Genomic DNA, 20,719 nt, shown 5'->3' with positions numbered 1-20,719 from the left:
GCCTCAGCAGCGGGCGGCGCGCCCGTCAGGCGGGCGGATGCGTGAGGTCGGCTGCGTAGGCGAGCACCGACCGGCGGTAGATCGGCAGCGTCGGCGCGAGCGCTTCGAGCGCGACCCGGAGCGCCTCGTCGTGCCGGCCGGCGCCGTGGAGCGCGAGCGCGAGGAACGCGTCGCGCGCCGCTCCCGTCGAGGGATGCTCGGGCGCCGCCTCGAGCATCGCGATCGCCTCGTCGACGTGCCCGAGGTTGCGGAGCGTCGACGCGTGCTGGATCACGAGCTGCGCGGCCCGCGCGGGATCGGCCTCGGCGAGCCCGGCATCGGTCGCCGCGCGGTACAGCACGTCGGCGTCCGCCTCGAGGCCCGCCGCGTCGTGCGCGCCCGCGAGCTCGAAGAGCCCGATCGCCACGACCGGCGCGCGCTCGGCCAGCGCCGCCATCGGTGCGATGCGCGCCTCGTCGTCGAGCGACTCGTCGTCCCACAGCGCCGCGACCTCGTCCTCCCAGGTCGCGGCCGACGCATCCGTCATCGCACGTCCAGCCCGGTGTGGTGCGCCGCGAACGCGAGCTGGTCGGCGAACTCGAGCGCCGCCGCGTCCTTCGGCTTGCCCATGCCGTGCCCGGCGCGCGTGTCGACCGAGAGCAGCACCGGCGCATCCGCCCCCGTCGCCGCTTGCGCGCGCTGCAGCTCGGCGGCGAACTTGAACGAGTGCGCGGGCACGACGCGGTCGTCGTGGTCGCCCGTCGTGATGAGCGTCGGCGGGTAGGCGACGCCGTCGCGCACGTTGTGGAGCGGCGAGTAGGCGCGCAGGTACGCGTGCGCCTCGGCGTCGTCGGGGTCGCCGTAGTCGCTCGCCCACGCCCAGCCGATCGTGAAGCGGTGGTAGCGCAGCATGTCGAGCACGCCGACGCCCGGCAGGACCGCGGCCCACAACTCGGGCCGCTGCGTGAGCGCGGCGCCCGCGAGCAGGCCGCCGTTCGAGCGGCCGTGCAGCGCGAGCTGCTCGCGCGTCGTCACGCCCGTCGCGATGAGGTGCTCGGCGATCGCGAAGAGGTCGTCGAAGACCTGCTGCTTGCGCTCCTTCGTGCCGCCCTTGTGCCACTCGGAGCCGAACTCGCCGCCGCCGCGCAGGTTGGGCACGACGAGCACGCCGCCCGCCTCGACCCACGCCGCGAGCACGGCGCGGAAGGCGGGGTTCATCGGGATGTTGAAGCCGCCGTAGCCCCAGATGAGGGTGGGGCGGGGCGCGTCGCCCGCGGCGCCTGCGGGCCGCACGAGGAACGCCGGCACCTGCTGCCCGTCGCTCGAGGCGGTGCGGATGCGGTGGGTCGCCGCGCGCGGTGCGGCCGGGCCGGGCGCGGGGAGCGCGCGGTGCTCGACGAGCCGGGCGCCGTCGACCACGATCACGTGGCGCGTGCCGCGGTCGACGAAGCTCGACGTGGACGCGAAGACGGTGCCGGTGCCGCTCGACGCCTCGGAGCCGGTGATCGAGACGCCGTCGCCGAGCGGCACGGCGTCGCCGAGCTCGCCCTCAAGGCTCGCGAGCTGCATGCGGTGGCTCGCGTCGTGCGAGTACTCGAGCACGAGGCCCCGCTCGGTCAGGCTCGCGTCGAGGAGCACGTCCTCCTCGTGCTCCGGCACGATCGTCGACTGCTCGCCCGTCTCGAGGTCGAAGGCGGCGAGCCGATAGCGCGGCGCCGACTCGTCGGTCACAGCGAAGAGGCGGCCGCCGTGGATGCCGATCGCGCTCCACTCGTGCTCGTGCCCCTCGACGAGCTGGCGGAGCGCGGCCGCCTCGTCGCCGTGGCGGCGCACCGCGAGGTCGTTGCCGCTCGACGAGCCCGTGTCGGTCGAGAGCACGAACCACTCGTCGTCGCGCGGCCAGTGGCGCGCGAAGAGCCGCGGCTCGTCGGGCCGGGCGAAGAGCACGGCGTCGGTCGAGGGGTCGGCGCCGATCTCGTGGCGCATGAGCCGGCCCGCGCCCATCTCGTCGGTGAGCGCGTCGCCCGTCGGGGCGTCGTAGGCCCAGTAGCTGAAGGCGCGGCCGCCCGGCAGCCACACGGGCGGGTTCCACTTCGTCCACGGGATCTCGTCGGCGAGGTCGTCGCCCGTCGCGACGTCGCGCACCCGGATGGTGCGCCAGTCGGAGCCGCCGTCGGAGACGCCGTAGGCGAGCAGCGCGCCGTCGGGCGAGACGCTCGCGACGTTGACGGCGACGGTGCCGTCGGCCGAGAGCGCGTTCGGGTCGAGCAGCACCCGGCCCCGCTCGAGCTCGTCGACGGCGTCGGCGACCACGAGCACCGGCTGGTTCTGCTCGCCGCCGTGCCACGCGAAGACGCGGCCGCCGCGCTCCCACGGGCAGCCGCGCGTCGGCGCCGTCAGCAGCGCCGCGACCCGCTCGCGGAACGCCTCCCGGGCCGGGAGCGCCGCGAGGATCGGCTCGGCGAACGCGTTCTGCGCCTCGATGAATGCGCGCGTCTCGGCGGCGTCGCCGTCCTCGAGCCAGCGGTACGGGTCGGGGATCGCCTCCCCGTGGACCGTCTCGACCGTGCCGTCTCTTCTCACCTCGGGGTAGCGCATCCGGCCACCCTACGACTCGGTCGGGCCTGTGCCCGCGTCAGCGCGCGAGGATGCGGCCGAGCGTGCGGGCGTAGTCCTCCTTGATGACGTCGTAGTGCGTCCACGACTCGAGGGCGCTGACCTGCTCGATGCTGCGCAGCTCCTCGATGACGTCGAGCAGCGGACCGGAGGCGGGGCCGGCGACGGTAGCGATGAAGTCGAAGACGCCGTGCGAACGGGCCGCGAAGTCGATCGCCGCCGACTCGAGCAAGTAGTCGCGGATGGGGGCGGTGTCGCCGACCGCGGTGATGCCGAGGCCGATCGCGAGCCGGTTGGGGGAGGGGCCGCCCGCCTGGATCGCCGAGATGCGCAGCACGCCCGCGTCGATGAGCCGGTGCACGCGCGCCCGCGCCGAGGAGGGGGAGAGGTGCACCGCGTCGGCGAGCGCGCGGTAGCTCGCGCGCCCGTCCTGCTGCAGGTGCGCGATGAGCGCCCGGTCGAGCGCGTCGAGCACGACCTCGTCGCGGCGCTTCGAGACGAAGAATCCCTTGAGCACCTCCGCGTAGGTCGACACGCGCACGCGCCGCACGCTCGGCAGGCTGCGCATGACGTCGAGCGCCTCGTGCAGCTCGGTCACGCTCCCGTGGCGCGACTCGACGACGAGCGGGAGCGCGCCGCTCGTCATCGAGACGAAGACGGCGTCCGGCAGCTCGGCCACGAGCTGCGCGACCGGCCGCACGGGCCCGTCGACCGCGAGCATCGTGTGCACGAGCACGTGGTGCCCGACGACGCCAGGATCGAGCGCCGCGACGACGCGCAGCCCGTCGCGGTGCAGGCGCTGGAGCCGCTGCGAGACGAGGTCGCGGCTCGCGCCGACCGTCGCGGCGAGCTCGCTGATGCTCGCGCGACCGTCTGCCTGCAGCGCGCGCGCGAGCGCCGCATCGATTCGGCTGCCGTCCCTGCCGGGCTCCGTGGCCATGCTCGCTCCTCGTCGGTGTGGCGAAGTCCGCGCATCTGCGGCGCAGGCGACGCAGATCGCCGGTGCTCACCATCGTACGTGACGCATCCTCGGCCCGATGCCGTCGACCGGCACGCACATCGTCGGTCGACGCCCCGGTCCCGCCGCAGATCTGGGGTCGCGGCCGTGCGCCGGCTGGCCTATCGTCGTCGCATCGCCGCACGCAGTGCTGGCGCATCCACTGAGCGAGGGAGCTCTCATGACCACCGCCGCCGCGCACCCCAACACGCACCGCCGCGCGCTGAAGTCCGGCACCGCAGCAGCGGTCGGCACCACCATCGAGTGGTACGACTTCTACGTCTACGCGACCGCCGCCGCGATCGTGTTCCCGACCGTCTTCTTCCCCGACGCCGACCCCGCGATGGGCACGCTCGCATCCTTCGCGACCTACGCCGTCGCGTTCTTCGCCCGCCCGCTCGGCGGCATCATCTTCGGCCACGTCGGCGACCGCCTCGGCCGCAAGCCCGCGCTGACGATCACGCTGCTCCTCATGGGCATCGCGACCGTGCTCGTCGGCCTCGTGCCCGACTACAACACGATCGGCATCGCAGCCCCGATCCTGCTCATCGCGCTGCGCATCTGCCAGGGCCTCGCGGTCGGCGGCGAGTGGGGCGGCGCGAGCCTCATGTCGGTCGAGAGCGCCCCGCCGAAGTGGAAGACCTTCTACGGCGGCTTCACGCAGCTCGGCAACCCGCTCGGCGCCCTGCTCGCGACCGGCGCCTTCTGGATCCTCGCCGCGATGGGCGACGACGTGCTCATGACGTGGGGCTGGCGCGTGCCGTTCCTCGCGAGCATCGTGCTCATCGGCGTGGGCCTGTGGGTGCGCTGGCGCGTCGAGGAGACGCCCGTGTTCGAGGAGAAGGTGCAGGAGCGCCAGCAGTCGACGCCGCTCGTGTTCGCGCTCAAGAACAACTGGTACCCGATGCTGCTCGGCTTCGGCATGGTCGGCATCGCGTCGGGCGGCTACTACCTCGCCACGACCTACGTGCAGAGCTACGCGACCTCGCCCGACGTCGGCCTCGACGCCGAGATCATCCTCGGCGCCATGACGGTCGCCTCGTTCGTCGAGGCGCTCGTGACGCTGCCGCTCGCCTACCTCGGCGACAAGTTCGGCCGCAAGCGCCTCATGTACCTCGGCATCGGCCTCTCGGTGCTGCTCGTCGTGCCGCTCATCCTCGCGATCGGCGCGCACGAGGTCGCGCTCATCTACGTGCTCGTCTCGGCCATCCGCCTGACGATGAGCGGCACGTGGGCCCCGCTGTCGGCGCTCATGTCGCAGATGTTCCGCCCGCAGTCGCGCTACACCTCGATGTCGCTCTCCTACGGCGTCGGCGCGGCGGTCTGGGGCGGGCTCTCGCCCGTCGTCGCGGCCGCGCTCTTCGCCGCGACCGGCAACATCTGGACCGTCATCGGGCTCTACGCCTTCCTCGGCGTCGTCGCGTGGGTCTCGACCGCGCTCGCGCCGCAGCACTCCGACGAGGCGCCCGTGACGAAGTCGTTCGAGCCGCGGCTCGACACCACCGCCGTCCAGCGACCGAAGGGGGAGTGACGTGCGCCGCCTCGCGACCTTCGACGACCGGGACTCGCGCCCAACGATCATCACCGCCGACCGCATCCTGACCGTCGACGACGGGCAGCCCGAGGCGCGCGCGATGCTCACCGCGGGCGGCCGGATCCTCGCGATCGGCGAGGTCGCCGAGGTCGAGGCGGCCGCGGCCGGGATGGACGCCGAGCGCGTCGACCGGCCGGGGACCACGATCGTGCCGGGCTTCATCGACGCCCACGCGCATCCGCTCATGTACGGGCAGCTGCTCACGTGGATCGACGTGTCGCCCGCGAAGGCCGGCTCGATCCCCGAGATCGTCGAGCTGCTCCGCGAGGGCGCGAAGCGGCTGCCGGCCGGCGTGCCGATCCGCGGCTACGGCTACGAGCAGCGCAACCTCGCCGAGCGCCGCCACCCCACGCGGCACGAGCTCGACGAGGTGGCGCGCGACCGCGAGGTGTACATCATGAACGCCTCCGGCCACGGCGGCGTCGTCAACTCGTTCACGCTCGAGCGCTACGGCGTCACGCGCGACACCCCGAACCCCGAGGGCGGCGAGTTCTTCCGGGATGCGTCGGGCGAGCTCACGGGGGAGCTCTCGGACGCCGCGTGCAACGTGCTCACTGGCCTCCACGGCGTGAAGATCGGCCACCACGGCCCCAACTTCCACCTCGCCGACGAGCCCGCCGAGCACCAGCGGCAGCTCGACCTCGTGCAGCGCGAGTTCCTCGCCGGCGGCGTCACCGCGATCGGCGACGCGCAGGTGTCGAAGCGCGAGCTCGCCGCCTACCTCGAGATGGCCGACCGCGGCGCCCTCTCGATGCGCGTCTCGATGTACTTCCTCTCCCACCTGCTCGACCAGGTGATCGAGCTCGGCATGACCGGCCCGTTCGGCAACGCCTTCCTCTCGGCGACCGGCATCAAGCTCTACGCCGACGGCACGCTCGGCGGGTGGACCGCCTACTTCCCGGAGGGCTACGTCGGCGACCCGTGCCGCACGGGCCAGCTCTACCACGACCCCGAGGAGTACGCCGGGCTCGTGCGCCGCGCGCACGCCGCGGGGCTGCAGACCGCGACGCACGCGCAGTCGCCGACCGCGATCGCGATGGTCGTCGACGCGCTCGAGGCGGCGCTCGCCGAGCGGCCCGACGCCGACGCGCGCCACCGCATCGAGCACTGCGGCCTGCCCACCGAGGGCGACATCGCCCGCATGGCCGAGCTCGGCATCCGGCCCGTCAACCAGCCGCAGCACCACTACAACTGGGGCGAGGGTGTCGAGCAGGCGATCGGCACGCCCGGCGAGCGCTTCAACCCGCTCGGCGAGTTCGTCGCCGCGGGCGTGCCCGTGACGATCTCGTCCGACGCGCCCGTCGCCGAGCCGCGCCCGCTCGAGGCCATGCAGGCCGCCGTGACGCGCGTCACCCGCCGCGGCACGAAGCTCGGTCCCGACGCGCTGCGGATCGACGCGGCGACGGCGCTCCGCGCCCACACCCTCGAGGGCGCCGTCTCGATCGGCCGCGAGCACGAGCTCGGCTCGCTCGCGGCCGGCAAGCGCGCCGACTTCGCGGTGCTCTCCGCCGACCCGCTCGCGGTGCCGGGGGAGGAGCTCGCCGCGATCCGCGTGCTCGAGACGTGGGTCGACGGCTCGATGCGGTTCTCGACGGAGCAGCCGTGAGCACGGTCGGCCACGCGGTCATGGCGACGCTGCGCGCCTATGGCGTCGACACCGTCTTCGGCATCCCCGGCACGCACAACCTCGAGCTCTACCGGCCGCTCGCCGAGCTCGGCATCCGCCCTGTCACGACGAGGCACGAGCAGGGCGCGGGCTACGCGGCCGACGGCTGGTCGCAGCGCACGGGCCTCCCCGGCGTCGTCGTCACGACGAGCGGCCCTGGCCTGCTCAACGCGCTCTCGGCCGCCGGCACGGCGTTCGCCGAGTCGCGGCCGATGCTGCTCATCGCGCCGGGCCCCGAGCGCGGCCGCGAGTTCGCCGACGCGGGCACGCTCCACGAGACGAAGGACCAGCTGGGCGCCGCGAGCGCGATCGTCGAGCGCGCCGTCCGCGCGCAGTCGCCGGCCGAGGCCGTCGAGGCCGTGCACGACGCCTTCGCGCTCTTCGCGACCGGCCGGCCGCGGCCCGTCTACCTCGAGCTGCCGCTCGACCTGCTCGCGGAGGAGGCGGGGCTCACGGCAGCCGCGCTCGCCGCGCGCGAGCCCGCCGCCCGCCCGGCGATCGACGCCGGCCTCGTGACCGCGGCCGCGGCGCTGCTGCGCGAGGCGACCGATCCCGTGATCCTCGCGGGCGGCGGCTCGCGCGGCGCGCGCGAGGAGCTGCGCGCCCTCGCCGAGCGCCTCGGCGCGCCCGTCGTCACGACGCTCAACGCGAAGGGCGTGCTCGACGAGCGCCACGAACTCTCGCTCGGCGCGAACCTCCGCCTCGCCGCCGCCCGCGACCGGGCTCGGGATGCCGACGTGCTGCTCGTCGTCGGCTCGAAGCTCGGCGAGGCCGAGCTGTGGGTCGATCGCCTCGAGGCGCGCGGCCGCGTCATCCGAGTCGACGTGCTCGAGTCGCAGCTGCAGCGCAACCAGGCGGCCGAGATCGGCATCGTCGGCGACGCGCGCGCCGTGCTCGCGGCGCTCGTCGCCGAGCTCGGCGAGGGCGAGCCGCGCGACGCGGCCGCCGGCGTCGCGGCGACGCTCGAGCGCGTGCGCGCCGAGTCGATCGAGCTGTCGGCCGAGAACACCGCGATCGCGGAGGCGATCGCCGCGGCGCTCCCCGCCGACGCGATCGTCGCGACCGACTCGTCGCAGATCGCCTACTGGGGCCTCGTCAACGCGCTGCGCGCGAGCGAGCCCGCCACCGCGCTCTACATGGCGACCTACGCGACGCTCGGCTACGGCCTGCCCGCGGCGCTCGGCGCCCGCATCGCGAGCCTCGAGCGGCCGACCTTCGCGGTCGTCGGCGACGGCGCGCTCATGTTCTCGGTGCAGGAGCTCATGACGATCGTCGAGCAGCGGCTCGATGTCACGGTCATCGTGGTCGACAACGGCGGCTACGCCGAGATCAAGCAGAACGAGCTCGACGCGGGCATCGCGCCCGTGGGCGTCGACCTCGCGCAGCCCGACTGGGCGAGGCTCGCGGATGCGTTCGGCGGCACGGGCCGTCGGGTCGCCGACGCCGCGGGGCTCGGCGAGGCCGTCGACGCGGCGCTCGCCGCCGGCGGGCTGCAGCTCATCCACATCGAGCAGTCGGCGTTCGACGCCCGCCTCGGCTCGACCGACGACGCAGGGGAGCAGGCATGACGACGCAGCTGACCGCCGAGGCGAAGGCGACCGCGCAGGCCTGGATCGACGAGCACCTCGAGCAGCTCACCGAGTGGCACTCGCACATCTGGGAGCTCGCCGAGCCCGCGTGGCGCGAGTACCGCTCGCAGCGCTGGTACGTCGAGCTGCTGCGCGCCGAGGGCTTCGAGGTCGAGGACGGCTCCGCGGGCATGCCGACCGCCTTCAGCGCCCGCTGGTCGAACGGCGCCGGCCCCACGCTCCTCACCTACGCCGAGTACGACGCCGTGCCCGGCAACAGCCAGGCGGCATCGACGAGCGAGCAGCCGCGCGAGGGCCTCTCGCGGTTCGCGCCCGGCCACACCGACCCGCACTCCGCGCTCGGCATCTCGACCCTCGCGGGCCTGCTCGCGACGAAGCACGCGATGCAGCAGCACGGCATCGGCGGCACGCTCCACTACACGGGCGAGCCCGCCGAGAAGATGCACGGCTCGAAGGTCGTGCACGGCCTGCGCGGCTACTACGACGACGCCGACGCGATCGTCTCGTTCCACCCCTTCTACATGCTGCCGCTGTGCAACACGGCCCGGTGGGACACGCAGTGCGGCGCGTACTACTCGAAGGTCTACTCCTTCGTGTGCGACCACCCCGAGTCGTGGCAGCTCTCGAGCGCCGATCCGAACTCGCCCATCCCCGCGTCGCACTCCGCCGCGAGGGCGCCGGGCGCGAACGTCTCGCTCATGCAGATGTACACCGCCTCGCGCACGATGCTCGACTCGATGCTGCCCGCGACGGGCGGCTGGAGCTTCTCCGACGCGATCCTCACCGACGGCCAGGCGACGGCCGACAACCTGCCGCAGCGCGTCGCGCGCATCCAGTTCTCGTGGCGCACGCCCGACGTCGAGATGGCCGAGCACATCCTCGCCGTGCTCGACCGCAACGCGCAGGCGGCGGCGATGATGGGTCACTGCGAGGTCGAGGAGTGCTGGGTCGCCCGCAGCCGCCCCGGCCGCACGAACCACGCGATGGCCGAGGTGCTCTACGCCAACCTCGAGCGGGTCGGCGCCCCGCGCTACGGCGACGAGGCGATCGCGGTCGCGCAGGAGATCCAGCGGAGCCTCGGCCTCGAGCCGAGCGAGCGGCCGTTCCTCGCCGAGACCGAGCAGCTCATCGCGCCGCAAGAGGCGGAGCGGCTGCTCCGCGAGCACATGCCGGCGTGGCAGCGCAACTGGACGAGCGACGACTACGTCGAGATGTCGCACTACGCGCCGCTCGTGCGCTTCTACGTCTCGCGGCCCGCGCTGCAGCCCGTCGAGGGCGCGGGTCCCTACCCCGCGTGGGTCATGAACGCGCTCGGCGGCATCCCCGCGACGATCGCGCCGACGATCGTGACGGCGGGCAAGACGGTCGCCGGCACCTTCCTCGACCTCCTCACGCGGCCCGAGCTGCTCGCGGCGGCGAAGGCAGAGTTCGACGAGCGGGTCGCGGCCGAGCCGATGCCGGCCCTCCTGCCCGCCGACTTCGAGCCGCCGATCGACCTGCCGTGGCCCGACTACGCCGGCGCGGGGGACGACCGCCGCTGGTGACGACTGCGGCAAGCGACGAGGGGCACCCGCCGCGGCGGGTGCCCCTCTTCGTGGGGGTCGGCTACTTCGCGACGCCCGGGTGCGTCATCGAGAGCAGGTCGAGCGCCTTGTCGAGGTCGGCCTCGGTGAGCTCGCCGCGCTCGACGTAGCCGAGGTCGATGACGGCCTCGCGCACCGTGATGCCCTGCTTGACCGAGTGCTTCGCGATCTTCGCCGCCGCCTCGTAGCCGATGAGGCGGTTGAGCGGGGTGACGATCGAGGGGCTCATGCCCGCGAGTGCCGCGGCGCGCTCGACGTTCGCCTCGAGGCCCGCGATCGTCTTGTCGGCGAGCACGCGCGACGCGTTCGAGAGCAGCCGAATCGACTCGAGCAGCGCCGTGCCCATCACCGGGATCTGCACGTTGAGCTCGAACGAGCCCGACGCGCCGGCCCACGCGATCGTCGCGTCGTTGCCGATGATGCGCGAGGCGACCATGAGCACGGCCTCCGGCACGACCGGGTTGACCTTGCCCGGCATGATCGACGAGCCCGGCTGCAGGTCGGGGATCGCGACCTCGCCGAGGCCCGTGTTGGGGCCCGAGCCCATCCAGCGCAGGTCGTTGTTGATCTTCGTGAGCGACACCGCGATCGTGCGGAGCGCCCCGGATGCCTCGACGAGGCCGTCGCGGTTGGCCTGCGCCTCGAAGTGGTTGCGCGCTTCGGTGATCGGCAGACCGCTCGATGCGGCGATCTCGGCGATGACCTTCTCGGGGAAGCCGAGCGGCGTGTTGATGCCCGTGCCGACCGCCGTGCCGCCCTGCGGCACCTCGGCGACGCGGGGGAGCGCCGCCTCGATGCGCTCGATGCCGTAGCGGATCTGCGCGGCGTAGCCGCCGAACTCCTGGCCGAGCGTGACGGGCGTCGCGTCCATGAGGTGCGTGCGGCCGGGCTTGACGGCGTCGGCCCAGAGCGCCGCCTTCTCCTCGAGCGCCTCGGCGAGGTGCTCGAGCGCGGGGATCGCCTGCTCGACGAGCGCGCCGGTGACGGCGATGTGCACGGAGGTCGGGAAGACGTCGTTCGACGACTGCGACGCGTTGACGTGGTCGTTCGGGTGCACGGGCTCGCCGCGGTGCTTCGTCGCGAGGGTCGCGAGCACCTCGTTCATGTTCATGTTCGAGGAGGTGCCGGAGCCGGTCTGGTACGTGTCGACCGGGAACTGGTCGTGGTGCGCGCCGCCGATGACCTCGTCGGCCGCGGCCACGATCGCGTCGGCGATCGACGCCTCGAGGATCCCGAGGTCGCGGTTGGCGATCGCGGCGGCGCGCTTGATGCGCGCGAGCGCGACGATCTGCGCGGGCTCGAGGCCCGAGCCCGAGATGGGGAAGTTCTCGACGGCGCGCTGCGTCTGCGCGGCGTAGAGCGCGTGCTTCGGCACCCGCACCTCGCCCATCGTGTCGTGCTCGATCCGGTACTCGACGTCGTTCACTGCGCTGTGCCTCTCACTCGGGTTCGCCCTGCCGGGCTCGGTTCTCTCGTCACTCGACGGCCGTCAGCGCTGCGCTGACGGCCTCGACGAACGTCTGGATCTCGTCGTCGGAGGCGGTGCCGGCGACGACGACGGTGGATGCGTCGTGCTCGGTCGTGAGCACGAACGCGAAGTTCCCGGGGTCCTCGGCGTCGCGCTGGTCGTGCTCGGTCCACGTGAGCCCGCCGACCGTGCGCTCGCCCGACTGGACGGCGACGGCCCCGTCGGTCGCGGCGAGCAGCCACGTCGGGTTGGCGTCGAGGGCCTGCGTGAAGGAGACGAACTGCTCGGCGGGCGTCACGTAGCCCGCGTACCAGGTCGTGACGCCATCGGCGCCGACGCGGATCTCGGCCGCGTTCGAGTCGAAGCCCTCCGGCAGCTCCGGCGCGATGAGCGGTGCGCCGACGCTCGGCTCGGCCGAGGCGGCGGCAGCGGCGACGTCGATCGGCTCGCGGGGCGGCGGCGAGGGCCGCAGCACGACGAGCACCATGACGAGCACGACGCCGAGGCACGCGACGATCGCGACGATGAGGTTGGAGAAGGTCTGGTTCTCGCGGTGCCGCCTCGACGCGGCCGCCTTGCGCGCGGCCGCCTCCTCCGGCGTCTCCGGGCGGCCGAGCTCGGCGACGACCCGGGGCTGCTTGGGGCTCATGCCTCGGCAGCCCCCTCGGCGGGCGCGGTCGCGCGCGCGGCGTCGAGTCGCGCCTTCGCGCCCTGCAGCCACTGCTCGCAGCGCTCGGCGAGCGCGTTGCCGCGCTCCCACAGCGCGAGCGACTCCTCGAGCGACGCCCCGCCCGACTCGAGCGCCTGGACGACGCGCACGAGCTCGTCACGGGCCTGCTCGTAGCTCAGCTCTGCGACAGCGTCGCTCGCGGGGGTGGTCACGGTGCCAGTCTACCGTCGGGCCGCCGACGTCGAGCGCTCATGCAGGCGCGATCGGGGGACGCCTGCGAGGATCGATCCATCCCCACCGCCGACCGTCAGGACGTGTTCACCGTGCCCTCCGCATCCGCCGCGACCATGGCCGAGATCGAGCGACTGCTCCGCTTCGACACCACGAGCCGCGACTCCAACCTGCCGCTCATCGACCACGTCGCCGCCGTGCTCGGCGACCTCGGCATCGAGTCGACGCTCGTGCCGAGCCCCGATGGCGCGAAGGCGAACTTGCTCGCGACGATCCCCGCCGCCGACGGCAGCGTGCGCGGCGGCATCGTCCTCTCGGGCCACACCGACGTCGTGCCGGTCGACGGCCAGGCGTGGTCGAGCGCGCCGTTCGAGCCCGAGGTGCGCGACGGTCGGCTCTACGCGCGCGGCAGCGCCGACATGAAGTCGTTCCTCGGCGTGCTGCTCGCGAAGGCGCCCGCGATGGCGTCCGCGCGGCTCGCCGAGCCCATCCACCTCGCCCTCTCGTACGACGAGGAGGTGGGCTGCGTCGGCGCGATCGACCTCGTGGCCGAGATCGAGCGGCGCGGCATCGAGCCGCGCGGCTGCGTCGTGGGGGAGCCGACGAGCATGCGCATCGTGCGCGGCCACAAGTCGATGAACGTCTTCCGCGTCGACGTGCGCGGACTCGCCGCGCACTCCTCGCTCACGCCGCAGGGCGAGAACGCGATCGTCGCGGCGGCCGAGCTCGTGCGCTTCGTGCAGGGCGTCGCCGACGAGCTGCGCGCCGAGGGGCCCTTCGACGAGGGCTACGTCGTGCCGTTCACGACCGTGAGCGTCAACCGCATCGACGGCGGCATCGCGATCAACACGATCCCCGCCGAGTGCACGGTGCACTTCGAGTTCCGCGCGCTCACGACCGTCGACCACGAGGCGCTCGTCGAGCGCTTCCGCGCCGAGTGCCGGCGCATCGAGGCGGGCATGCGCGAGCGCCACCCCGGCGCGAGCGTCACGCTCACGACCACCGCCGCCGCGCCGGGCGTCGACACGCCCGCAGACGCCGACATCGTCGCGCTCGCCGCCGCGTGGGGCGCCGAGCCGAGCGACGACAAGGTCACCTACGGCACCGAGGCCGGGCTCTTCGCCCAGGCCGGCATCCCCACCGTCGTGTGCGGCCCCGGCGACATCGCCCAGGCGCACGCGCCCGACGAGTTCATCGAGCTCGAGCAGATCGCGCGCTGCGAGGCGTTCGTCGACCGGCTCATCGCCGCCCTCAGCACGCAGGAGACCGCATGACCGCCACCGCCCAGGCCACTCCCGAGCGGCTCGCCGCCGCGCGGAAGGCCGTCATCTCGAGCTCGATCGGCGCCGCCCTCGAGTGGTTCGACATCATCGTCTACGCGTCGTTCGCGGTCGTCATCACGCGCAACTTCTTCCCCGACGCGGGCGAGTACGGGCTCATCTACACGTTCGCGACCTTCGCGACGACCTACCTCATCCGCCCGCTCGGCGGCATGATCCTCGGCAGCTACGCCGACCGCAAGGGCCGCAAGAACGCGCTGACGCTCACGCTCATGCTCATGATGGTCGGCACGCTGCTCATGGCCGTCGCGCCGACCTACGCCGTGGTCGGCGTGTGGGGCGGCGTCATCATCCTGCTGTCGCGGCTCATCCAGGGCTTCTCGGCGGGCGGCGAGTTCGGCACCGCCACGACGTTCCTCATCGAGACCGCGCCCCACAAGAAGATGTTCTACGCCTCGTGGCAGATCGCCGCGCAAGGCGCGTCGATGCTGCTCGCCTCGGCGTTCGGCTTCGCGCTCAACACGTGGCTCACCGAGGAGGCGCTGAACGACTGGGGCTGGCGCGTGCCGTTCTTCGTCGGGCTGCTCATCGGCCCCGTCGGCCTCTACATCCGCGCGCGGCTCGCCGAGCCGGAGGAGCTCGGCGTGCAGGAGCGCCGCAAGTCGCCGCTCGGCGCGCTGCTGCGCGAGCACTGGGGCCGGCTGCTCGCCGGCTCGGCGGTCATCGGCGTCGCGACGATCTCGGTCTACATGATCCTGTACATGCCGACGTTCGCGATCACGAACCTCGACATCCCGCCGACCGCCGCGTACCTCGGCGGCGTCGTCGCCGGCACGATCACGATCTTCGGCTCGCCCTACGTCGGCCGGCTCGCCGACCGGGTCGGCCCCGCCCGGATCATGACGTGGGCGGCGGTCGCCGCGCTCGTGCTCGCGTGGCCCATCTTCCAGATCATCGTGAGCCTCCGGAGCGTCGCGGGGCTCGTCATCGCGATCGGCCTGCTCGGCATCATCATGACGTTCTACTTCGCGCCGCTGCCGGGGCTGCTCTCGAACATGTTCCCCGCCGAGGTGCGCGGCACCGGGCTCTCGGTCACCTACAACGTCGGCGTCACGGTGCTCGGCGGCATCGCGCCGCTCGTGCTCACGTGGCTACTCGAGGTCTCCGGCAACCTCAACACGCCGAGCGTCTACTACATGGCGATCGCGGTGCTGTCGCTCGTGGGCCTGTACTTCGTGCGGAAGCGCTACCGGCTCTCGTGAGGGCCAGCGCCGCTCACGCCTCGGCGTGGGCGGCGCGCACCTCCGCGTCGAGCGTGCCGCGCGCGAGCGTCACGAGCAGCGCGTCGCCCGCGCCGAGCTCGACCGCGTCGCGCGCGACCGAACCCGATGCCGTCTGCACGACCGCGTAGCCGCGATCGAGCGTCGCCTGCGGGCTGAGCGCCCGGAGCGTCTGCTTCAGGTGGTCGAGCCGCTGGTGCGCGACGTCGACGAGGCGCGCGGCGAGCTCGTCCGAGCGCGCCGTGAGCCGCGCGAGGTCCTCCTCGCGCGCGTCGACGATCGACTCGGGGCGCGCGAGCGCCGGGCGCGAGCGCACGGCCTCGAGCCGCTCCGCCTCCCGCGCGACGAGCTGGGTGACGCGCTGCCGCAGCTGCGCGCGTGCCTGCGCGATGCGGGCGAGCTCCTCGGCGACGTCCGGCACGACGCGCTTCGCCGCGTCCGTCGGCGTCGATGCGCGCAGGTCGGCGACGTCGTCGAGGAGCGGCCGGTCGGCCTCGTGGCCGATCGCGGAGACGATCGGCGTCGTCGCCGCCGCGACGGCGCGCACGAGCCGCTCGTCGCTGAAGCCCAGCAGGTTCTGGAAGTCGCCGCCGCCGCGGGCGATGATGATGACGTCGACGTCGGGGTCGGCCTCGAGCCGCTCGAGCGCGGCGAGCACGGTCGGCACGGTCGCATCGCCCTGCACCGCGGCGTGCTCGACGCGGAACTCGACGCCGGGCCAGCGCAGCTGGGCGTTGCGCAGCACGTCCTTCTCGGCGTCGGAGTCGCGGCCGGTGATGAGGCCGATGCGCCCGGGGAGGAAGGGGAGCGGGCGCTTGCGCGACGCGTCGAAGAGCCCCTCGGCCGCGAGCGAGCGGCGCAGCGCCTCGAGCCGCGCGAGCAGGTCGCCGAGCCCGACGTGGCGGATCTGCTGGGTGATCATCGAGAGCGTGCCGGCGCGCGGCCAGAAGTCAGGCTTGACGAGCAGCACGACGCGGTCGCCCTGGCCGAAGTCGCCCTCGATCCGCGCGAGCGTCGAGCTCCACACGTTGAACGCGACGGTCGAGTCGCCCGAGACGTCCTTGAGCTTGCCGAAGACGTTGCCGCGCGAGGCAGACCACTGCGTGATCTCGCCCTCGACCCACAGGTGGCCGAGCCGGCCGATGTAGCCCTTGAGCTCGGCGCCGAGCCGGTCGACGCTCCAGGGCTCGTCCGGCGTGCCCGTGATCCGCTCGGCCATCCCGCTCCTCTCGCGGCCGCCCCGCGGAGAACCGGAGGACCGGGGCAGCCCATAGGTCGGCATCGTAGACTGGCCCGGTGACCATCACGAACGGCAGAGTGCCCCTCGACGCCCCGCGTCCGGTGCTCCGTCGGGGTCGCCTGCAGGCCGTCCCGACCGACGAGCCCAAGCGCATCCTGCTCGCGACGCCGCGCGGCTACTGCGCCGGCGTCGACCGCGCGGTGCTCGCCGTCGAGAAGGCGCTCGAGCAGTACGACGAGCCCATCTACGTGCGCAAGGAGATCGTGCACAACAAGCACGTCGTCTCGGCGCTCGAGGCCGAGGGCGCGATCTTCGTCGACGAGGTGGATGCGGTGCCCGAGGGCGCGCGGGTCATCTTCAGCGCGCACGGGGTGAGCCCCGCCGTCGTGCAGGCCGCCGAGGACCGCGGGCTCTCGGCGATCGACGCGACGTGCCCGCTCGTGACGAAGGTGCACCGCGAGGCCGTGCGGTTCAGCCGCGACGACTTCGAGATCCTGCTCGTCGGCCACGAGGGCCACGAGGAGGTCGAGGGCACCGCGGGCCACGCGCCCGACCGGGTGACGATCGTCAACAACCCCGACGAGGCCGACACCGTGCAGGTGCGGAACCCCGACAAGCTCGTGTGGCTGAGCCAGACGACGCTCTCGGTCGACGAGACGATGGAGACGGTGCGGCGGCTGCGCGCGCGCTTCCCCAACCTGCAGGACCCGCCGAGCGACGACATCTGCTACGCGACGCAGAACCGCCAGGTCGCGGTCAAGAAGATCGCGCCAGAGGCCGACCTCGTGATCGTCGTCGGCAGCGCCAACTCCTCCAACTCGGTGCGGCTCGTCGAGGTCGCGCTCGAGCACGGCGCGAAGGCGGCGCACCGCGTCGACTTCTCGACCGAGATCCAGCAGGAGTGGCTCGAGGGCGTGCGCACGATCGGCGTCACGAGCGGCGCGAGCGTGCCGGAGGGGCTCGTGCGCGAGGTGCTCATGGAGCTCGAGGACGCGGGCTTCGGCGACGTCACCGAGGTGCGCACCGCCGAGGAGGACCTCATCTTCTCGCTCCCGAAGGAGCTGCGGCCGAGCCGTCGCCGCTGACCGGCTTCCTGGCGTCGTCCAGCATGCGTGGATACGCTCGCCGCATGGCAGACGTGCAGCAGGACGACCAGTGGGCCGAGCAGATGGCTGACGGCGAGGACTTCGACGAGTCGATGGGCGACCCGGCGGACGACGACCGCGTGCTCGCCACCGACGAGCTCGACGAGATCGGCGACGACGACGCCCCGGAGGGCGCCGAGTCGCGCGACGAGGAGTGGGAGGGCGACGACCCCGCCGACATCCCCGACGAGCACGGCGGCACGCAGGCCGGTGTCGACACCGACGACAACGGCGTCGACGACACGACCCTCCCGGAGGGCACGGACAGCATCATCGACGCGGGAGATTGGGAGTAGGACCATGGCGGAGCGACGAGGCTTCATGGCACGGCTCACGCGGTTCTGGCAAGGGCTGACGGGCTCGGGCGTGCGCACGTACGACGAGCCGGGGCCGGCGGGCGCGGAGGATTCGCGCGACCAGCAGCCGGGCACCGACACGGGCCTGCGCAACCAGCTGCGCGGCAGCGCAGGGATGTAGCAGGACGCTCGATGCGACGACGAAGGGCCCCGCCGCGGCGGGGCCCTTCGCACGACTGCCTACTTGCTCGACCAGCCGGCCGAGCCGAGCTGCTGCGTCGCCTCGACGACGCGCTGCGCCATCGCCGACTCCGCGGCCTTGCCCCACGAGCGGGGGTCGTAGACCTTCTTGTTGCCGACGTCGCCGTCGACCTTGAGCACGCCGTCGTAGTTCGCGAACATGCTGTGCGCGATCGAGCGCGTGTACGCGTACTGCGTGTCGGTGTCGATGTTCATCTTGACGACGCCGTTGCGCACCGCCTCGGCGATCTCCTCGTCGCTCGAGCCGGAGCCGCCGTGGAAGACGAGGTCGAGCGGCTTCGCATCCGTGCCGTACTTCTCGGCGAGGCCCTGCTGGATCTGCCCGAGCAGCTCGGGGCGCAGCTTGACGTTGCCCGGCTTGTAGACGCCGTGCACGTTGCCGAACGTGAGCGCCGCCATGTAGCGGCCCTGCTCGCCGAGGCCGAGCGCCTCGACCGTCGCGATCGCGTCGTCGAGCGTCGTGTACAGCTGGTCGTTGATCTCGTGGCTGACGCCGTCCTCCTCGCCGCCGACGACGCCGATCTCGACCTCGAGCACCTGGCCGAGCGCGTGCGTGCGGGGGAGCAGCTGCTTCGCGATCTCGAGGTTCTCCTCGAGCGGCACGGCCGAGCCGTCCCACATGTGGGACTGGAAGAGCGGCGCACGACCGGCCCGCACCTCCTCCTCGCTCGCCTCGAGCAGCGGCATGACGAAGCCGTCGAGCGCGTCCTTCGGGCAGTGGTCGGTGTGGAGCGCGACCGTGATCGGGTAGGCCTTCGCGACCTCGGTGACGAAGCGCGCGAACGCGATCGCGCCACCCGCGCGGTTCTTGACGCTCTGGCCGGCGAAGTAGTCGGCGCCGCCCGTCGTGACCTGGATGATGCCGTCGGAGCCGGCCTCGGCGAGCCCCTGCAGCACCGCGTTGATCGTCGAGGACGACGAGACGTTGATGGCGGGGTAGGCGAAGGCGTTCGACTTCGCCTTGTCGAGCATCTCGGCGTACTGCTCGGGCGTTGCGACGGGCATCGTGCGACTCCTGACTCGTCTGTGGCGCGAGCCGCTCGGCGCGGCATCGCGGGATCGGTCTCAGTCTAGGCTTCAGGCAACCGCCGGGGTGAGCCCCGCGGCTCGAGGAGGGTCAGCATGCAGCACGACGACATCGTCCGCGCGGCGCTCGACCGCATCGTCGCGGCGCTCGAGGAGGCGAGCGACGACCTCGACGGGCTCGACGCGGTCGCGAGCGACGGCAACCACGGCCAGCACATGGTGTCGGGCGCGACCGCCGCGCGCGACGCCGCCGTCGGGGCCCCCGCGGGCTCGGCGCTCTCGGCCGCCGCCGAGGCGTGGCGCACGGGCGCGGGCTTCTCGAACCCGCTGTGGGGCACGGTGCTGGGCGCCGCCGCCTCCGTCGAGCGGCAGGGTCCGGTCGCCATGATCGACGCGGCGCTCTCAGCGCTCCACGGGATGACCGACGCGAACGTCGGCGACAAGTCGGTCGTCGACACGCTCGTGCCCGCGCTCGACGACGCGCGCGACCACCTCGTGCGCGGCGAGACCGTGACGGTCGCCGCGGCGCGCGCCGCCGACATCGCCGAGGAGGCCGCGCTCGAGACGGCCGCGCTCGAGGCGCGCTTCGACGCATCCAACCCCGACATCGGCTACCCCGACCCCGGCGCGACCTCGTCGGCCGTCATCCTCGGGGCGCTCGCCGCGACGATCGCCGAGCTGAGCGACGACGCCGACGCGTGACGCGCAGTCGCGCCGCGCCCGCATGGCCTGGCCCAGGCATCCGCATCACTAGGCTCGAGGGCAAGGCCAACCGATGGAGGACACCGTGGCGACCAGCTCCGATTCGATGACGGCACCGGTCTTCGAGCACCCAGACCGCAACCTGGCGATGGAGCTCGTGCGAGCCACCGAGGCAGCGGCGATCCGCGCGGTGCCGTGGATCGGGCGCGGCGACAAGAACGCCGCCGACGGCGCCGCGGTCAACGCGATGCGCACGTTCCTCGCGACCGTCGCGTTCGACGGCGTGGTCGTGATCGGCGAGGGCGAGAAGGACGAGGCGCCGATGCTCTTCAACGGCGAGCACGTCGGCAACGGCCGCGGCCCCTCGTGCGACATCGCCGTCGACCCCATCGACGGCACGTCGCTCACGGCGGCCGGGCGCCAGAACGCGCTGAGCGTCATCGCGGTCGCCGATCGCGGCACGATGTACGACCCGGTCGACGCCTTCTACATGGACAAGCTCGTCGCCGGCCCCGAGGCGCACGGCGTCATCTCGCTCGAGCAGTCGATCGGCGACAACCTCCGCGAGCTCGCGCGCGCGAAGGGCAAGGACGTCGGCGAGATGGTCGTCGCGATCCTCGACCGGCCGCGGCACGCGCAGCTCATCGACGAGATCCGCTCGGCGGGCGCCGGTACGCGCCTCATGCGCGACGGCGACGTCGCGGGCGGCATCAACGCCGCGCGCTGGGAGACCCGCATCGACATGTGCGTCGGCGCGGGAGGCACGCCCGAGGGCGTCATCACCGCGTGCGCGATCAAGGCGCTCGGCGGCTTCATGGAGGGCCGCCTCGCGCCGCAGAGCGACGAGGAGCACCGCAAGGTCGTCGCGGCGGGACACGACCTCGGCCGCGTGCTGGGGCTCAACGACCTCGTCGCGAGCGACAACACCTACTTCGTCGCGACCGGCGTCACCGACGGGCAGCTGCTCGACGGGGTGCGCCGCAAGGGGCCGCTCATCCGCACCGAGTCGCTCGTGCTGCGCTCGAAGACCGGCACCGCGCGCCGCGTCATCGCCGAGCACCGCAGCGACAAGTGGCTCGAGTCGAAGGCCTGATCG

At 73.0% G+C, this 20,719-nt stretch carries 19 protein-coding genes; 11 read left to right on the top strand and 8 right to left on the bottom strand.

The features are described from left to right. Window positions 1-25 precede the first annotated feature (25 nt). The 3 genes from JQT67_RS04380 to JQT67_RS04370 are packed head-to-tail and all read right to left on the bottom strand — an operon-like array spanning window position 26 to window position 3,535. Window positions 26-526, bottom strand: a complete 501-nt coding sequence (locus JQT67_RS04380; RefSeq protein WP_208063676.1) for a tetratricopeptide repeat protein — start codon at window positions 524-526, stop codon at window positions 26-28. Continuing rightward, window positions 523-2,577 carry a prolyl oligopeptidase family protein gene (locus tag JQT67_RS04375; protein ID WP_208063675.1) on the bottom strand — a complete coding sequence of 685 codons (2,055 nt, stop codon included), beginning with the start codon at window positions 2,575-2,577 and terminating at the stop codon, window positions 523-525. Before JQT67_RS04375 ends, JQT67_RS04380 begins: the two co-directional genes overlap by 4 nt. Before the next feature lie 37 nt (window positions 2,578-2,614). Further along, window positions 2,615-3,535, bottom strand: a complete 921-nt coding sequence (locus tag JQT67_RS04370; protein ID WP_021011039.1) for an Lrp/AsnC family transcriptional regulator — start codon at window positions 3,533-3,535, stop codon at window positions 2,615-2,617. A 238-nt stretch (window positions 3,536-3,773) separates the two neighbouring features. Between JQT67_RS04370 and JQT67_RS04365 the strand changes: the two genes are divergently transcribed. Genes JQT67_RS04365 through JQT67_RS04350 form a run of 4 tightly spaced genes read left to right on the top strand, consistent with a single transcriptional unit; the run spans window position 3,774 to window position 9,985 of the window. Continuing rightward, complete coding sequence (locus JQT67_RS04365; protein ID WP_021011040.1) at window positions 3,774-5,123, top strand: MFS transporter; 1,350 nt, start codon at window positions 3,774-3,776, stop codon at window positions 5,121-5,123. Window position 5,124: 1 nt separating this feature from the next. Beyond that, window positions 5,125-6,792, top strand: a complete 1,668-nt coding sequence (locus JQT67_RS04360; RefSeq protein ID WP_208063674.1) for an amidohydrolase — start codon at window positions 5,125-5,127, stop codon at window positions 6,790-6,792. Beyond that, on the top strand, window positions 6,789-8,420 hold the full coding sequence (locus JQT67_RS04355; protein WP_307864210.1) for a thiamine pyrophosphate-binding protein: 1,632 nt from the start codon (window positions 6,789-6,791) through the stop codon (window positions 8,418-8,420). Before JQT67_RS04360 ends, JQT67_RS04355 begins: the two co-directional genes overlap by 4 nt. After that, a complete protein-coding gene (locus JQT67_RS04350; protein WP_208063673.1) occupies window positions 8,417-9,985 on the top strand; it encodes an amidohydrolase in 1,569 nt (522 codons plus the stop codon). Before JQT67_RS04355 ends, JQT67_RS04350 begins: the two co-directional genes overlap by 4 nt. Before the next feature lie 61 nt (window positions 9,986-10,046). On the opposite strand, the gene JQT67_RS04345 is transcribed toward JQT67_RS04350, so the two are convergent. The 3 genes from JQT67_RS04345 to JQT67_RS04335 are packed head-to-tail and all read right to left on the bottom strand — an operon-like array spanning window position 10,047 to window position 12,374. After that, window positions 10,047-11,450 (bottom strand): class II fumarate hydratase, encoded by a 1,404-nt coding sequence (locus JQT67_RS04345; protein ID WP_208063672.1) that lies wholly within the window; start codon window positions 11,448-11,450, stop codon window positions 10,047-10,049. Window positions 11,451-11,499: 49 nt separating this feature from the next. Then, the gene (locus JQT67_RS04340; RefSeq protein WP_208063671.1) at window positions 11,500-12,141 is read right to left on the bottom strand and encodes a DUF4245 family protein; all 642 of its coding nucleotides are present in this window, start codon (window positions 12,139-12,141) and stop codon (window positions 11,500-11,502) included. Then, window positions 12,138-12,374, bottom strand: a complete 237-nt coding sequence (locus JQT67_RS04335) for an exodeoxyribonuclease VII small subunit (protein WP_021011046.1) — start codon at window positions 12,372-12,374, stop codon at window positions 12,138-12,140. The genes JQT67_RS04340 and JQT67_RS04335 overlap by 4 nt, the downstream gene beginning before the upstream one ends. Window positions 12,375-12,476: 102 nt before the next feature. Here JQT67_RS04335 and argE point away from each other — a divergent pair, with 102 nt between their 5' ends. Next, on the top strand, window positions 12,477-13,667 hold the full coding sequence (argE, locus tag JQT67_RS04330; protein ID WP_307864209.1) for an acetylornithine deacetylase: 1,191 nt from the start codon (window positions 12,477-12,479) through the stop codon (window positions 13,665-13,667). After that, window positions 13,664-14,935 (top strand): MFS transporter, encoded by a 1,272-nt coding sequence (locus JQT67_RS04325; RefSeq protein WP_208063670.1) that lies wholly within the window; start codon window positions 13,664-13,666, stop codon window positions 14,933-14,935. Before argE ends, JQT67_RS04325 begins: the two co-directional genes overlap by 4 nt. 13 nt (window positions 14,936-14,948) lie before the next feature. On the opposite strand, the gene xseA is transcribed toward JQT67_RS04325, so the two are convergent. Beyond that, entirely contained in the window at window positions 14,949-16,172 is a 1,224-nt protein-coding gene (gene xseA / locus JQT67_RS04320; protein WP_208063669.1) for an exodeoxyribonuclease VII large subunit, read from the bottom strand. Between the two features lie 83 nt (window positions 16,173-16,255). Between xseA and JQT67_RS04315 the strand changes: the two genes are divergently transcribed. Genes JQT67_RS04315 through JQT67_RS04305 form a run of 3 tightly spaced genes read left to right on the top strand, consistent with a single transcriptional unit; the run spans window position 16,256 to window position 17,815 of the window. Continuing rightward, window positions 16,256-17,278: a 4-hydroxy-3-methylbut-2-enyl diphosphate reductase gene (locus tag JQT67_RS04315; RefSeq protein ID WP_374222118.1), complete on the top strand. Its 1,023-nt coding sequence runs from the start codon at window positions 16,256-16,258 to the stop codon at window positions 17,276-17,278. A gap of 44 nt (window positions 17,279-17,322) precedes the next feature. Continuing rightward, complete coding sequence (locus tag JQT67_RS04310) at window positions 17,323-17,634, top strand: hypothetical protein (RefSeq protein ID WP_021011051.1); 312 nt, start codon at window positions 17,323-17,325, stop codon at window positions 17,632-17,634. Window positions 17,635-17,638: 4 nt separating this feature from the next. Then, window positions 17,639-17,815: a hypothetical protein gene (locus JQT67_RS04305; RefSeq protein ID WP_208063668.1), complete on the top strand. Its 177-nt coding sequence runs from the start codon at window positions 17,639-17,641 to the stop codon at window positions 17,813-17,815. Between the two features lie 59 nt (window positions 17,816-17,874). Here the strand turns inward: JQT67_RS04305 and fbaA are convergent, their stop codons facing one another. Further along, on the bottom strand, window positions 17,875-18,900 hold the full coding sequence (gene fbaA / locus JQT67_RS04300; protein ID WP_208063667.1) for a class II fructose-bisphosphate aldolase: 1,026 nt from the start codon (window positions 18,898-18,900) through the stop codon (window positions 17,875-17,877). 117 nt (window positions 18,901-19,017) lie between these two features. Between fbaA and JQT67_RS04295 the strand changes: the two genes are divergently transcribed. Then, window positions 19,018-19,623, top strand: coding sequence for a DAK2 domain-containing protein (locus JQT67_RS04295; RefSeq protein WP_208063666.1), 606 nt, complete (start codon window positions 19,018-19,020; stop codon window positions 19,621-19,623). Between the two features lie 106 nt (window positions 19,624-19,729). Next, the gene (gene glpX / locus JQT67_RS04290; protein ID WP_243755681.1) at window positions 19,730-20,716 is read left to right on the top strand and encodes a class II fructose-bisphosphatase; all 987 of its coding nucleotides are present in this window, start codon (window positions 19,730-19,732) and stop codon (window positions 20,714-20,716) included. Window positions 20,717-20,719: the final 3 nt, after the last annotated feature.

The organism is Agrococcus sp. TF02-05, from assembly GCF_017565345.1.
Classification (GTDB): Bacteria; Actinomycetota; Actinomycetes; order Actinomycetales; family Microbacteriaceae; genus Agrococcus; species Agrococcus pavilionensis.
Note: the sequence above shows the minus strand (reverse complement) of the source record. Positions and strands in the feature narration are given on the sequence as shown.